17 protein-coding genes are annotated in these 14982 nt (G+C 45.8%); all 17 read left to right on the top strand.

The window, feature by feature from the left end; genetic code table 11:
• Window positions 1–15: 15 nt before the first annotated feature.
• The gene (gene efp / locus EUAN_RS03785; RefSeq protein ID WP_071061875.1) at window positions 16–573 is read left to right on the top strand and encodes an elongation factor P; all 558 of its coding nucleotides are present in this window, start codon (window positions 16–18) and stop codon (window positions 571–573) included.
• A gap of 55 nt (window positions 574–628) precedes the next feature.
• Window positions 629–1006, top strand: a complete 378-nt coding sequence (locus EUAN_RS03780; protein ID WP_071061873.1) for a CD1247 N-terminal domain-containing protein — start codon at window positions 629–631, stop codon at window positions 1004–1006.
• Window positions 1007–1118: 112 nt separating this feature from the next.
• Entirely contained in the window at window positions 1119–1511 is a 393-nt protein-coding gene (locus EUAN_RS03775) for an Asp23/Gls24 family envelope stress response protein (RefSeq protein WP_245674437.1), read from the top strand.
• Window positions 1512–1588: 77 nt separating this feature from the next.
• The gene (nusB, locus tag EUAN_RS03770; protein WP_071061871.1) at window positions 1589–1999 is read left to right on the top strand and encodes a transcription antitermination factor NusB; all 411 of its coding nucleotides are present in this window, start codon (window positions 1589–1591) and stop codon (window positions 1997–1999) included.
• Window positions 1992–2936: a tRNA (adenosine(37)-N6)-threonylcarbamoyltransferase complex transferase subunit TsaD gene (locus EUAN_RS03765; protein ID WP_071061869.1), complete on the top strand. Its 945-nt coding sequence runs from the start codon at window positions 1992–1994 to the stop codon at window positions 2934–2936. Before nusB ends, EUAN_RS03765 begins: the two co-directional genes overlap by 8 nt.
• 1 nt (window position 2937) lies before the next feature.
• Window positions 2938–4137 (top strand): exodeoxyribonuclease VII large subunit, encoded by a 1200-nt coding sequence (gene xseA / locus EUAN_RS03760; RefSeq protein ID WP_071061867.1) that lies wholly within the window; start codon window positions 2938–2940, stop codon window positions 4135–4137.
• Window positions 4138–4147: 10 nt separating this feature from the next.
• Window positions 4148–4372: an exodeoxyribonuclease VII small subunit gene (locus tag EUAN_RS03755; RefSeq protein WP_071061864.1), complete on the top strand. Its 225-nt coding sequence runs from the start codon at window positions 4148–4150 to the stop codon at window positions 4370–4372.
• 11 nt (window positions 4373–4383) lie between these two features.
• On the top strand, window positions 4384–5274 hold the full coding sequence (locus EUAN_RS03750) for a polyprenyl synthetase family protein (RefSeq protein WP_071061862.1): 891 nt from the start codon (window positions 4384–4386) through the stop codon (window positions 5272–5274).
• 8 nt (window positions 5275–5282) lie between these two features.
• Window positions 5283–7166, top strand: coding sequence for a 1-deoxy-D-xylulose-5-phosphate synthase (dxs, locus tag EUAN_RS03745; RefSeq protein ID WP_211266280.1), 1884 nt, complete (start codon window positions 5283–5285; stop codon window positions 7164–7166).
• Window positions 7167–7169: 3 nt separating this feature from the next.
• Complete coding sequence (locus tag EUAN_RS03740; RefSeq protein WP_071061859.1) at window positions 7170–7973, top strand: TlyA family RNA methyltransferase; 804 nt, start codon at window positions 7170–7172, stop codon at window positions 7971–7973.
• A 74-nt stretch (window positions 7974–8047) separates the two neighbouring features.
• On the top strand, window positions 8048–8500 hold the full coding sequence (locus EUAN_RS03735) for an arginine repressor (protein ID WP_071061857.1): 453 nt from the start codon (window positions 8048–8050) through the stop codon (window positions 8498–8500).
• Window positions 8501–8514: 14 nt separating this feature from the next.
• A complete protein-coding gene (gene recN / locus EUAN_RS03730) occupies window positions 8515–10203 on the top strand; it encodes a DNA repair protein RecN (protein WP_071061855.1) in 1689 nt (562 codons plus the stop codon).
• 163 nt (window positions 10204–10366) lie between these two features.
• Window positions 10367–11488: a putative cytokinetic ring protein SteA gene (gene steA, locus EUAN_RS03725; RefSeq protein ID WP_071061853.1), complete on the top strand. Its 1122-nt coding sequence runs from the start codon at window positions 10367–10369 to the stop codon at window positions 11486–11488.
• Window positions 11489–11500: 12 nt separating this feature from the next.
• Window positions 11501–12394 carry a copper transporter gene (locus EUAN_RS03720; RefSeq protein ID WP_071061851.1) on the top strand — a complete coding sequence of 298 codons (894 nt, stop codon included), beginning with the start codon at window positions 11501–11503 and terminating at the stop codon, window positions 12392–12394.
• The gene (locus EUAN_RS03715; protein WP_071061849.1) at window positions 12394–13068 is read left to right on the top strand and encodes a glycosyltransferase family 2 protein; all 675 of its coding nucleotides are present in this window, start codon (window positions 12394–12396) and stop codon (window positions 13066–13068) included. Before EUAN_RS03720 ends, EUAN_RS03715 begins: the two co-directional genes overlap by 1 nt.
• A 12-nt stretch (window positions 13069–13080) precedes the next feature.
• Window positions 13081–13899 carry an MraY family glycosyltransferase gene (locus EUAN_RS03710; protein WP_245674436.1) on the top strand — a complete coding sequence of 273 codons (819 nt, stop codon included), beginning with the start codon at window positions 13081–13083 and terminating at the stop codon, window positions 13897–13899.
• Window positions 13900–14982: a DUF3866 family protein gene (locus EUAN_RS03705; protein WP_245674435.1), complete on the top strand. Its 1083-nt coding sequence runs from the start codon at window positions 13900–13902 to the stop codon at window positions 14980–14982.

Raw genomic sequence — 14982 nt, 5'->3', positions numbered from 1 at the left:
ATAGGAGGAAGCAGAATGATTTCAGCAGGTGATTTTAAAAAGGGAATTACATTTGAAATGGATGGAGAAGTTTATCAGATAATAGACTTCCAACACGTTAAGCCAGGAAAGGGAGCGGCTTTCGTCAGAACAAAGATAAAGAACATAAAGACAGGGACTACAAGAGAGAACACTTTCAATCCAAACGACAAATATCCTAAGGCTCATATAGAGACTAAAGAGATGCAGTACTTATATTCAGACGGAGAGCTTTACTACTTTATGGACAACGAGACTTATGACCAGATACCACTAGACTACTCTAAAGTGGAAGAAGCTATAAAGTATCTGAAGGAGAACGACTCGGCAGTTATAAGATTCTTCAAAGGAGATGCATTCGACGTTCAGCCCCCTAACTTTGTAGAGCTTGAAGTTGTACACACAGAGCCGGGAGTAAAGGGAGACACTGCCACAGGAGCTACAAAGCCGGCAGAGCTTGAGACTGGAGCTGTAGTTCAGGTTCCTCTTTTCATAAACGTTGGGGAAATAATAAAAGTAGATACAAGAAGTAATGAATATCTCTCTAGAGCTTAGGGTATAGATACCTATGGACGGAGAAGTCAATAAAATTCGAAAGGAGTGGATGTCCGTGCAATACTTATATGAAAAAGTGGCCTATTTAAGAGGGCTAGCTGAGGGTCTAGAGATAGACGACAGCACCAAAGAAGGAAAGCTTTTAAAGAGTATGATAGTGGTCATGGAGGATATGGTTGATGCCATAAACGAGAACACAGAGGAAATCGAGGAGATAAGCAGCTATGTGGAAATCATAGACGAAGATCTGTCTGAGATGGAGGACATAGTCTACGACGAAGATGACGATGAAGACGACTACTATGACGACGAGGATTTCGAATATATTGAGCTTGTTTGTCCAAGCTGCGGAGAGGAGATATCTGTAGACCGCGAGCTTATAGACGACGGAGAGGTTTTCTGTCCTAACTGCGAAGAGAAGATAGAGATTTAGTTTAAATAGGCTTATACAGGAAACTGTATAAGCTTGTTTTTTACTGCGCGAACTGAATTGTAAAAGCAATAGCATTTTGATATAATTGTATTATGTTTGGGAGGTGTTAAGATTGTCAGATATAGATAGAGAAGAATATGCAGAAGACTACGGACAGATAAAGATATCGGATGAAGTCGTAGGAACGATAGCCGGGATTGCAGCTATGGAAGTATCTGGGGTTGCAGGCATGAGCGGTGGAATAGCCGGTGGGATAGGAGATATGCTTGGAAGAAAGAACTTCTCAAAGGGAGTTAAAGTGCAAGTTGGAGATGTGGAGACATCGATAGACCTCTATATAATAGTTGAATACGGTGCTAAGATACCAGAAGTTGCATGGAACATACAGGAAGCTGTAAAACGTGAGGTAGAAGCCATGACAGGACTAGACGTTGCCGAAGTGAATATAAACGTGCAAGGCGTCAATATAGAGAAGGAATCCAAAGAGGAGAGCCAAGAACAATAAGCTTAAATAAAGAAACCCTCTGAAATGTTCAGGGGGTTAATTAAATGTCAGTTAAATACTTAAAGTGGAGGAAATATATGAGCAGAAAGACAGCGAGAGAGACTGCAATGAAAACACTGTTTCAGATGGAGCTGAACGGAGAATATGACTTAGACAACGTGAATATAAACGAAGAAGAGTCGTTAGGTGAGGCGGATTCAGCCTATATCGAGGGGCTCGTGAGAGGGGTTTCGGAAAAACTAGAGGAAATAGATGCAATTATAGAGAAGTACTCTAAGTCTTGGAAGCTCAGCAGGCTTCCTAAAGTCGATCTATCTATTTTAAGGATAGCGATCTACGAGATGATGCACATAGAGGACATACCTATGCAGGTCTCGATAAACGAAGCTATAGAGATAGCTAAAAAGTACAGCACAGCTGACTCAAGTAAGTTTATAAATGGACTGCTTGGAGCCTATGCAAAGGAAATGAGCGGTACAGATGACTAAGTACTACCTTGGGATAGACACTAGCGCATATACCACTTCTATAGGTATTGTAGATCAAGACAACAACATAGTCTGCAACGAGCGAAAGCTCCTTGAAGTGAAGCGGGGAAACAGAGGGCTTAGACAGCAGGAGGCCATATTTCAGCATATGCTGAACTTCCCGGAACTTATGGAGAATATATCGAATGCGGTGGACTTGAAGAAGATAGTCTCTGTATCTGCAAGCACAAAGCCCAGAGATAGGGAGGACTCTTATATGCCTGTTTTTTTATTTGGAGAAGGACAGGCTGTTCTTATTTCAAAGCTGCTAGGAGTGAAGTACAGCAGCTGCTCGCATCAGGAAGGGCATATAGGCAGCATACTGATTGCAGACGAAAGGCCAGGAGCATTCTTGGCGGTACATATATCGGGAGGAACTACAGAGATACTGAAAGTAGAAAATGATGGAAAGCTAAAAATAGACATAGTAGGCGGAACGAAAGACATAAGCATAGGGCAACTTGTAGACAGGGCAGGGGTCAAGCTTGGACTGAAGTTTCCCGCCGGAAAAGAGCTGGACAGCTACTCTGTCAAAGGAGAGGTTTTAGGAATAAAGCTCTCAAAATCAATAGACGGGACCTGGATAAATTTATCAGGAGTCGAGACGGAGCTTTACAGAGCCATAGACAGTGGAGAGCACTCTGTGGAGGACATATCCAAGACGATTTTTGAATACGTCTCCAAGGTGTTAGAGGAGCTTCTGCTAAACGCCGTTGAAAAGACTGGCATAAAGAGGGTCTACATGGTGGGCGGAGTGTCTTCAAATTCCACGGTCAGAAGCAGAATCACAGACTACGGGGACAGGAGCGGAATAGAGATACTCTTTCCCGGTGCAGAGCTCTCCACAGACAACGGAGTGGGGGTCGCATATATGGGTAAGAGAGAGATGGAGAGATGATATGGAGCTTAAACCACTTAGAGTAAGTGAGATCAACCACTATATAAACAGGATACTTTCAAACGACGTACTGCTCTACAATATGAGCGTGGAGGGAGAAGTTTCAAACTGCAAGTACCACAGCAGCGGGCATATATACTTCAGCTTGAAAGACGAGAAGAGCAAGATAAGATGTGTGATGTTTGCCGGGAATGCCTCTAGCCTGAGTATAGAGCTTAAAGACGGGATGAAAGTAGTTGTAACAGGGAGCATAAACATATACGAAAAAGACGGAAGCTACCAGATAAACGTCAGGAAAGCCAGAGATGAAGGCAGGGGAGAGCTCTACGAAGCTTTTGAAGCTCTTAAAGAGAAGCTATACCTAGAGGGGCTGTTCGACGAAGACAGGAAAAAGCAGATACCGAAGTACCCTAGAAAGATAGGGTTAGTCACCTCTATAACTGGAGCTACACTCAAGGACATGGTTGTGAATATAAGGCGGAGAAACCCAGCAGTGGACATAGTCATAAAGCCCGCTATAGTCCAGGGAAGAGACTCGGCTCAGTCAGTGGTCGAGGCCATTGAATCCCTCAACGCCAGAGAAGACATAGACACCATAATAGTTGGAAGAGGCGGAGGATCAATAGAGGAGCTCTGGTCTTTTAACGAGGAAGCGGTGGCTAGAGCCATATACGGCTCTAGGATACCGATAATATCCGCTGTAGGGCACGAGACGGACTACACCATCTCCGACTTTGTAGCCGACCTAAGGGCGTCTACGCCTTCGGTTGCAGCTGAGGTTTCAGTTCAGCCTCTAAAGGAGTTGACAGAGAAGCTAGAGCTATTTAAGTCGAGGCTTCAGACGGCAGAGAGGGAGCGCTTAAGAGATGCAGGGCTTGAGCTTTCAGCTCTTGAGTCAAGGCTTTCCCACAACAGCCCAAAAGACGCATTAAAGTACAGCAGAGCGGAGCTTGACCTCAATATGGAGAAACTTAGAAGCGCTGTGCTAGAGCGATTTCGTGTAGAGGAGAGCTCTCTTCAGAACTTGGGTGCCAAGCTAGACAGCTTGAGCCCCCTTAGGACGCTTGACAGAGGGTACGTGTTTGTAGAGGGCGAAGCCGGAAGTATAGTCTCCTCTAAGTCGGATGTAGGAGAAGGCGAAAAGCTAAAGCTGAGGTTCAAAGACGGAGCGGTAGAAGTGAAAGTTGAGAAAATAGATTAGAGGTGATAATTTGAAGAAAAAAGATCCTAAATTCGAAGACTACCTCAAGGAGCTTGAGAAAGTGGTGGAGAAGCTTGAAAACGGGAATGTCTCGCTAGAGAAGTCGTTAGAGGAGTTTCAAAACGGAATAGAGCTTTACAGAAAATGCAGCGACATACTGAAAGAGGTAGAGGGAAAGATATCGGTGCTTGAAGAGAAAGAGATAGAGCTTAATATAGAGGATATTCAGGAATAGGAGTGAAAAACTTGTTTAAGGAAGAGATGGGGGAAATAAAGACTTTTATAGAAGAAGAGATAGAGAAGCTCTTTAGAGTGCCAAGTTCGCCTCAGAGCGTTGTGTTTGAATCTATGAGATACAGCATGACTGCAGGAGGCAAGAGGATAAGGCCTATACTGGCTCTAAAGACTTATGAAATAGTCAGCGGAAAGAGCTACAGAGATATAGTTAAGTTCGCTGTGGCGATAGAGATGATACACACATATTCGCTTGTGCACGACGACTTGCCGGCGATGGACAACGATGACTACAGAAGAGGAAAGCCCACAAACCACAGAGTCTACGGGGACGATATGGCCATACTTGCAGGGGACGGACTGCTGAACCTCGCCTACGAGACTATGTTCGGGCTTATAGCCGGATCAGAGGAAAAAGAGAAGTATACAGCGGCATCGCTTGAAGTCGCAAGCGCTTCAGGGGTAAATGGAATGATAGGAGGCCAGGTTGTAGACATCTTGAGCGACAGGAAAGACATGGACTCTGGCACTTTGGACTACATCCATAAAAACAAGACCTCGAGGCTTATAGAGTCGTCCATAATTTCGGGGGCTATACTGGGTGGAGCTTCAGGTGAGGAGATGGAGTCGCTTAAGCTCTACGCAGAGAGCATAGGGCTTATGTTCCAGATAAGGGACGACATACTGGACAGAATAGGCAGCAGCGAAGAGCTGGGAAAGACTGCCGGAATAGACGAGATAAATGACAAGATGACTTATGTCACAGTGCATGGACTAGAGAAGTCGCTAGAGAAGGCTACAGAGCTATGCGAAACGGCTAGAGCAGCGCTTGGCAGGATGAAAGGCAAAGACACGGAGTTTCTAGAGGGGCTTGTAGACTATCTAGTTTGCAGGAAAGCTTAAAAGAGAAGGTGATTGAATTGAAAAGACTCTCTGATTACAGGGATATTCAAGATATAAAGAGCATGAAATTTTCAGAGCTAGACGAGTTTGCAGAGGAGATAAGGCAGTTTCTCATAGAGAGCATATCCAAGACAGGCGGCCATTTGGCTTCGAATCTAGGGGTGGTGGAGCTTACACTTGCGCTCCACAAGGTCTACAACAGCGGGAAGGACAAGATAGTCTGGGACGTGGGTCATCAGGCCTATGTGCACAAGATACTTACAGGCAGAAAAGACGAGTTCCCGACACTCAGGCAGTACAGGGGCTTAAGCGGATTTCCGAAGAGGAAGGAAAGCCCGCACGACGTATTCGACACAGGTCACAGCTCCACTTCCATCTCGGCCGGGCTTGGCTACGCCATGTCCAGAGACATACTGGCGGAAAACTACCAAGTCATAAGCGTCATAGGCGATGGGGCTATGACTGCCGGCATGGCCTTCGAGGCCCTCAATCACGCAGGCGACAAGAAGACAGACTTCACCGTGGTGCTAAATGACAATGAGATGTCTATATCCGAAAACGTGGGGGGGCTTTCCAGGTACCTCTATAAGGTGAGGACAGAGAAGGTATACCAGAAGGTCAAGGAAGACATGGAGACCATAGTCGGGAATATTCCGGGTATAGGCAAGATGATGCTTAAAACTGCGGAAAAGGCAAAGGACAGCGTAAAGTACTTCTTCGTGCCGGGAATGTTCTTCGAGGAGCTTGGATTCAAATACTTCGGCCCCATAGATGGCCACGACATAGAGTCGCTTGCAGAGGTGTTTGAAAAGGCCAAGCATGTAAAGGGGCCTAAGCTTATCCATGTAGTCACAAAGAAGGGGAAAGGCTACGCTCCGGCTGAGCAAAACCCAGAGAAATTCCATGGTGTATCGCCATTTGATATAGAGACCGGGAAATCTCTTTCTAAAAGCTCTAAGACGTATTCAGATGTGCTTGGAGAGACAATACTCGACATGGGCGAAGAAAGGCAGAACATAGTGGCCATAACTGCGGCTATGCCTTCCGGAACAGGGCTTGACAAGTTCAAAGACAGGTTCCCCGAGCGTTTCTTTGACGTGGGGATAGCTGAACAGCATGGAGTCACTCTGGCTGCCGGGATGGCCGCAAATGGACTCAAGCCATTCTTCGCAGTGTACTCTACTTTTCTTCAGAGAGCTTACGACCAGGTCATCCACGACGTATGTATCCAGAACCTCCCAGTCGTATTCGGAATAGACAGGGCAGGACTTGTGGGAAATGACGGAGAGACTCACCATGGGTCATTCGACATATCATACCTCTCCCATATGCCGAACATGACGATAATATCGCCTAAAGGCGAGAAGGAGTTCAAGTCGATGATAGCTTTCGGAGCTGAGTTTGAAGCGCCGCTTGCCATAAGATACGGCAAAGGCGTATGCTGCGACTTTGTAGACTATGGGGAATACCCTGAAAAAGACATAGAGTACGGCGTAAGCGAGACTATAGTCCAAGGTGAGGAAGTGGCCATAATAGCTGTAGGCAGGATGGTGGAAGTCGGATACAAGGTGGCAAAGCGACTTGAGCTAGAGGGCAGGAATATAACGCTTGTAAACGCCAGGTTTATAAAGCCTGTAGACCTTGAGATGGTGGAGAATATATCTAGGACACATAGAGCTATAGTGACAATAGAGGACAATTCGATTGTGGGTGGATTTGGAAGCATGGTAAACACCGAGCTTTTAAAGCTCAGGTACAGCGGGGAAGTTGTGAACCTGGGGATAAAAGACGAGTTCATAGAGCATGGAGACAACGAGGATCTCTACAGAGAGCTGGGGCTAGATGAAGACAGCGTATATAGATTAATAGATAAAAGTTTCTTTAAGGAGTAGAGGATGAAGAAAGAGAGAATAGATGTGTTGCTCGTAGAGAGGGGCATAGTGGACAGTAGAGAAAAGGCCAAGAAGCTTGTGATGGCAGGAGTTGTGCTTGTGGACAATGAAAGAGTAGACAAGCCGGGGACAAAGATAGACGTGGAAAGCGAGATAAGGCTCAAAGGTGGAAACCCTCTGAAGTATGTAAGCAGAGGTGGACTAAAGCTCGAGAAGGCCATAGAGAGCTTTGACATAGAGCTAAAGGGCAAGGTGGCGCTCGACATAGGGGCGTCTACAGGAGGATTCAGCGACTGCATGCTTCAAAACGGAGTAGAGAAGGTCTACGCCATAGACGTAGGCTACGGTCAGCTGGACTGGAAAATCAGAAGCGATGAAAGAGTCGTCGCCATGGACAGGACCAATATAAGAAACGTCACAAAAGAAGATGTAGGAGAGCTTGCGGACTTCGTAAGCATAGACGTGTCCTTTATATCGCTTAAGCTGGTGCTTCCAGTGGCCAAGGAGCTTACAAAGGAAGATGCAGAGATAGTGGCGCTTATAAAGCCGCAGTTCGAGGCCGGGAAAGACAAGGTTGGAAAGAAAGGCGTTGTAAGAGACAGGAAAGTGCATGAAGAAGTGGTGAGGTCAATATACGAATTCAGCAAGGGGATAGGACTCTACTTCAGAGGCATGACTTACTCGCCTGTCAAGGGTGCAGAAGGCAATATAGAGTACTTGGCATACATCTCTAAAAACGAAGAGGGCTGCATAGATATAGATTCGCTGCTCGAGAAAGTAGTAGAGTCTTCGCACGAAAATCTATAAAAAAAGATTAAAACAGGCATGATGGTGTATAAATATTATATCTTCACCAAAACATCTGCAAAGGGGAAATTGAATTGAAAAAATATGCCAGACAATCAAAGATACTAGAACTTATAGAGGCAAACGAGATAGAGACACAGGAGGAGTTGGCAGAGTTTCTGAAAAGCTCAGGTATAGATGTAACCCAGGCCACTGTTTCTAGAGATATAAGAGAGCTGAAGCTTGTGAAAGTGTCCACAAAAGGCGGCAAGTACAAGTACGCTACAATGGCCCAGAACAACGAAGGGACAGCCGACAGGCTTATAAAGATATTCAAGAACTCCATAGTCTCCATAAACACCGCCGGACATCTCTTGGTCATAAAGACGATACCGGGGGCGGCGCAGATATGCGCATCCACAATAGACTCGCTGGGGATAGACGAGATAGTTGGAACTATAGCAGGAGACGACACAATATTCATAGCGGTTAGCTCTTACGAGAGGGTAACAGATATAATGAAAGACTTTAACGCCCTCTTGAAATAAAGGCGGTGTAGACTTTGATTACAGATTTAAACATTGAAAACTTTGCGATAATAGACAGGATAAGCATTTCTTTCGAAAGTGGACTCAACATAATAACAGGGGAGACCGGTACAGGCAAGTCCATAGTTGTGGACGCCATAAACCTGCTCTTAGGGGAGCGATCAGACAAGTCCTTTATAAGGCACGGCCACGAGAAGGCCAGGATAGAAGCCGTGTTTGAAGACTCTTACGACGTGAAATTAAAAGGGCTTCTGGAGTCTTACGGAATAGAGTGCGAAGAAGACGGACTGCTTCTTGTGTCTAGGGAGATCTACAGTAATGGCAGAAGCGTGGCCAGGATAAACGGAAGAGCTGCGACTCTGACTATGCTTAGAGAGCTTGTCCCAAGGCTTCTGGACATACAGAGCCAGAACGAGAACCAGAAGCTATTGCACTCAGAAAACCAGCTTGAAATAATAGATGTGATCTGTGGAGCCGAAATTGCAGAGCTCAAGGCCCTGATTAAAGAAGACTATATGAGCTTAAAAGCTGTCGACCGCAAAATAGAGAAGCTCTCAGGCGATGAAATGGAGAAAGAGAGAAAGATAGACCTGCTAAAATTCCAGATAGAGGAGATAGAGTGTGCAGATTTAAAAGCCGAGGAAGAGGAAAAGCTGACTTCTGAGTACAAGAAGCTTCAGGCCAACGAGGAAATAGAGAAGTCGCTCGAGAGGGCAAAATCAGAGCTCTCAGACGGAATCGACGGAGCGAGCATAATGGAGAGAGTCTATCAGCTACACACTGGTTTTAGCAGAGTTGAAAGCTACGATGAGAAGCTGAAGTCGTTTTCGGAAGAGATGCTGGCCATATACTACCAGATGCAAGAGCTGGGCAGGGACATAAAAGACTACAGTTTGGGACTTGAGTACCCTGAAAACAGCTTGGAAGACTTGGGAAGAAGGCTTGACCAGATAAACAGCTTAAAGAGAAAGTACGGAAATACAGTGGAAGAGATACTGGAGTACAGAGACGAGGTGGCAAAAGAGCTTGAGCTTTTATACGACCTGGACAACGAGATAGAGAGGCTTAAGGCGAAGAAGGTCTTGCTGGAAGAAAACCTGCTTGAACTCTCGGGAAAAGCTTCAGCGCTTAGAAAGTCACACGCTGTCCAGTTTCAAGAGAACATAGAGAGAGAGCTGAAAGCCCTCAACATGGAAGACTCTGTATTTGAAGTCAGGTTTTCAGAGAGAGATGGCTTTTCAGAGACTGGAACAGACAGAGTCGACTTTATGATCTCCACCAACCTGGGACAGCCTATAAAGCCGATATCCAAAGTGGTATCAGGGGGAGAGCTCTCCAGGATAATGCTGGCTTTCAAGAACATACTGGCTGAAAAGGACGATATAGCCACTCTTGTATTCGACGAGATAGACGCAGGTATAAGCGGAAGAACTGCGCAGCTTGTAGGCGAGAAGATAAAGTCTGTGTCCACTCTCCACCAGATAATATGCATAACCCATCTTCCGCAGATAGCGGCTATGGCTGACGTGCACTTCAGGATAACAAAGGGGTCTTCACATGAGCTGACGACTGCGGAAGTCAAGAAGCTGGACCACGAGGAGAAAGTGGATGAAATAACTAGGCTCATAGGGGGAGTGAGCCTGACAGATACAAGCAGGAAGCACGCTGCAGAGATGCTGGAGCTGTCGAGCAAGCTTAAGTGAATAGATAAAATGGGAACAGAGTCTTAAAGGGCAGCTTTAAGGCTTTTTTTCTGTAAAGATTAAATAATTCTGACGAATTTCTAATCTGCTTGATAAGACAAGCACCTTTAATGTAGAATACTATTAGTGTGTTTCTTTTATAGAGAAGTTTGGAGGATATAGAATGAATATAAAGGGCATTGCCAGAAAAGACAGACGAACAAAAGATTTGGCAAAGAGAATAAAACCAGGAGAAATAGCGATTATAAAGCATAAAGACATAGATGAAGTTGCGGCGATGTCTCTTTCAGAAGCCAGGATAAAGGCCGTCATAAACCTGGACAAGACCATAAGTGGAAAATACCCTAACCAGGGGCCAAGCATACTGCACGAAGCTGGAATACCGATATTCGAGTCGGAAGAAGTCGAGATAATGGAGAAGTTCCAAGAGGGAGACTCTATAGAAGTCACAGGAGACCATATAGTATACAATGGAGAAGTTATAGGAGAGTGTATACACCTTGATAAAAACAAGATAGAAGAACTTCTACAGGTGGGCTATGACAATATAGAGGAAGAGCTGGACAAGTTCATAGAGAACACTCTTGACTATGCCAAGCGAGAGAAGGGGCTGGTGCTTGGGAAGATAGATATTCCAGAGATAAGCACCAAGATGAAAAAACGTCACGTGCTTGTAGTAGTGAGGGGAAGAGACTACAAGAAGGACCTTTCAGCTATGAGAAACTATATAAACGAGATAAACCCAATACTAATAGGAGTAGACGGGGGCGGGGACGCGCTTATGGAGTTTGGATACACCCCGGACATGATAGTTGGTGACATGGACAGTGTAAGCGACAGATGCCTTAAGGCAGCAGGCGAGATAGTGGTTCATGCATATCCCGATGGAAGGGCTCCGGGGCTTGAAAGGGTGGAGTCGCTTGGGATAGATCCAGTTGTCTTTTCCACGCCGGGGACGAGCGAGGATATAACTTTCTTGCTGGCCCATCACTATGGAGCGAGCCTTATAGTGGCGCTTGGAACCCACAACAGCATGATAGAGTTTCTGGAGAAGGGAAGGTCTGGAATGGCCAGCACTTTTCTAGTGAGGCTCAAGGTCGGAGACATACTTGTAGACGCCAAGGGAGTGAACCAGCTATACGGATCAAGCCTCAAGCCTAAATACTTGGTGTTTTTGGCTGTCACGGCGCTCATACCTATAGTCATGATAAGCCTTATGTATCCGCCTATGTTTGAGATACTGAAGCTTATACAGATTAAAATAAAATTGCTTTTTGGTTATTAAGGAGGAAATTGAATGGTTCCAAATATAAAGTACTACGTAGTTACCGTGGCGTCCATATTTTTGGCGCTGGGGATAGGAATATTTATGGGCTTTATGCTTGACGCTCAAGGGCTGGTTTCAAGCCAGAAAGACGATATAGTCAATCAGCTAGAGGCCAAGTTTGACGAACTGAAGCAGCAGAGCGAGAATACAAAGCAAGACATGGAGCTTATAAAGGCGAAGAATGAGCAGATAAACGCTTTTCTTCAGGACGCGTATCCACTGCTTGTGAAAGATGCGCTTGCAGGGAGAAACATAGCCATAGTCGGGGTTAATGGAGACTACAACTACTCGGATGTAGTCGAAGGACTTGAGCTTGCAGGAGCTAAAGTCGGCTCTGTGACGAATATAAAGGGAAGCATTTCAGAAGATGAAGACGCTATAAGGGCCATATACAAAGAGATAGTCGGAGTGGACTTTGAAGGAGAGCTATATGATATGATCTCTTCTGAGCTGGTGTCGACGCTTTCAAGAGGCGAGAAATCTCAAGTTATAGATAGACTTGTACAAGAAGGATATGTAGCTATGTCAGGGTCATATGAAGTAGCGGTGGACTCGATAGTCTTGACTGGAGGATCTAAAGTTGAGAACGAGCAGTCCGCAAAGCTTTCCAAAAGCCTTGTAGACAAGATCAAGGAAATGGGCAAGATGGCGGCAGGCATAGAGAGATCGGACGTTCAGATAAGCCAGATAGAAGACTACAAGAGCTACAGGATATCTTCAGTGGACAATGTGGAGACGGCTCTCGGGAAGACTTCTCTAGTCCTAGTGCTCAGAGGAATTAGCGGAAACTACGGAGTCAAAGATACAGCTACAGGAGTCTACCCTGAGCTGGACAGCCTTATGGAAAATCAGGGAGGACTTTAATGGACAGCAGAGTCGATGTGATAATACCAGCTTATAACGAACGAGACAGGATAGAGAGCACTGTGAATGCAGTGAAAAACCTTGAATATGTAGAGAGGATAATAGTAGTGGACGACGCATCTGGGGATGGAACGGCAGACATAGCCGAGAAGCTGGATGTGACGCTAGTCAGGATGAAGCAGAACGGCGGGAAAGGAAAGGCCATAAGAGAAGGGCTTAAGCTCTCTGAAAGCGAAGCTGTGGCTCTGCTTGACGGCGATTTAGGATCAAGCGCTGGCGAGCTTTCAAAGCTCATAGCTCCTGTCATAGAGGGAGATGCAGACTTCACCATAGCCAAATTTGGCAAGGCGAAGAAAAAGGGAGGCTTTGGGCTGGTAAAGCAGCTTGCGAAGAGAGGTGTGTACTTCTATACAAAGCAGGAGATAGACACGACTCTCTCTGGGCAGAGAGTCTACAGGAGAGAAGTGATAGACTCGATCTCCTACATCCCGGACAGGTTTGGAATAGAAGTGGCTATGACTGTAGAGGCATTGAGACAGGGGTACAAACTCGTAGAGGTGGAAGTGGACATGACACATGCAGAAACAGGCAGAGACATAAGCGGATTTGTACACAGAGGAAGACAGTTTTGGGACATACTCAAGACTCTAATAGTCATACCATTCAAGAGATAAGGGGAGATTTTCATGGTATTAGAAAAAATCATGGTCTTAATGCTGGGATTTGTGATAATGTTCGCATTTCAGACGCTCATATACAGAATGCTCTTAGAAGCTGACTCTACAGCTGAAAACTACAGAGGTGAGAAGATACCGGTAGGGCTCGGCATAGCCTATGTGCTGTCTCAGGTCACAGCTGTTATGCTTGCAAACCTTTATTTTAAGCAGGACTTCAAGGTAGTGTATAGTTTGGTACTAGGAGTTCTGTCTATGGGGTTTGTGGGCCTTATGGACGACCTCATAGGGGACAAAGGCACCAAGGGCTTCAAAGGCCATATAAAGTCGCTTTTAGGCGGAAAGCTGACGACTGGAGGGCTTAAGGCCATATCTGGATTTGGGATAGGGTTCCTTATCTCGCTTCCAATCTCAGGTGGAATCATAGAGCTGGGCGTGAACACGCTACTTGTAGCGCTTTTTACCAACATAATAAATCTGTTCGACTTAAGGCCGGGCAGGGCTTGTAAAGCGTTTCTATTTCTAGGGGTTGTGACGATTCTGACATCCGCTTTTAGCGTCTACAGCTTCTTGATGATTTCAGCCATAGGTGTGGTGCTTGCCTATATAGGATACGATCTAAGAGCCAAGTCGATGCTGGGGGACGTAGGTTCGAACGCCATGGGCATTACGCTTGGAGTCTTTGCAGCTATGACGAGCCCGTTTGCTACAAAGCTTGTGTACCTTGGAGTGCTGGTGGCGCTTCATGTGATTTCGGAGTTCTATTCTTTTACCAAGATAATAGAGTCCAACAAGCTGCTCAAGACAATAGATAAATTTGGAAGAAGGTAGATGGAAATGATATCGTTTAAGAGAGGCCAGGTGGCCGAGATAGTTGAGTCTAATGAAAAGATATACTGGCTCAAAGTCAATATAGAGGGTGAAATCCAGAACGCAGTGAACTACGTGGAGCTTACAGGCAGGCCTAAGCTCGGAGACGAGCTGGTTTTAAACACAACTGCTGTAGAGCTGAACCTTGGGACTGGAGGGCAGCACTTCGTAATAGCAAACGAGAGTATTCAATCTCAGGACCTTTCAGGCAGCGGGCATATAATGAAACTTAGGTATACGCCTATGCAGCTTAAGTGCATGGCCTGCGAAGAAGAGGACAGTCCTCACTACGAGACTGTAAAGAATTTTAAGTCGCTTGAAGGCTCTTTATTTATAATAGGCACGCTTCACAGCATGCTGGCGCCTATAGCCTCGCATATAAAGTGCAAGAGCCCTGAGACAAAGATAAACTACATAATGACAGATGGAGGGGCTCTTCCTATAGACTTCAGCAAGACGGTCACCGACCTCAAGGCAAAGGGGATAGTGGACAATACTATAACTTCTGGACAGGCATTTGGAGGAGACTACGAGACTGTGAACATATATACAGCGCTTGTAGTGGCCAAGGAAGTGCTAAAGAGCGATGTGACGATAGTGGCCATGGGACCAGGAATAGCTGGAACAGGCACCAAGTACGGTTTCAGCGGAATAGAGCAGGGCTATATCTCTGATGCCGTGAAAAGCCTTGGAGGAAGGTCTATCTCGGTGCCTAGGTTGAGCTTTGCAGACAAGAGAATCAGGCACAGGGGCATAAGCCATCACAGCTTGACCATATTCGGAGAGATAATGAACAAGCCGACTGAACTTGTATTTCCAAAGCTGGGGCAGGAGGAAGACAGCTTTATAAAGTCCCAGATAGAGCAGAGCGGCTTGGGAACTCTTCACAGCATCTGCTTTGAAGACGGAAGCGATCTGAAAGAGTCGCTGGACAGCTACAATCTTAGGATAAAGACGATGGGAAGAGGCTACGACGAAGACAGAGCCTTTTTCGAGACACTTGGCGCAGTTGCAAACTATGCAGTAAAGCTTGGAGGCGAGTAA

The organism is Andreesenia angusta (genome assembly GCF_001855385.1).
Classification (GTDB): domain Bacteria; phylum Bacillota; class Clostridia; order Tissierellales; family Gottschalkiaceae; genus Andreesenia; species Andreesenia angusta.
The sequence above is the reverse complement of the archived record's forward strand: the minus strand, read 5'-3'. Positions and strand labels throughout refer to the sequence as shown.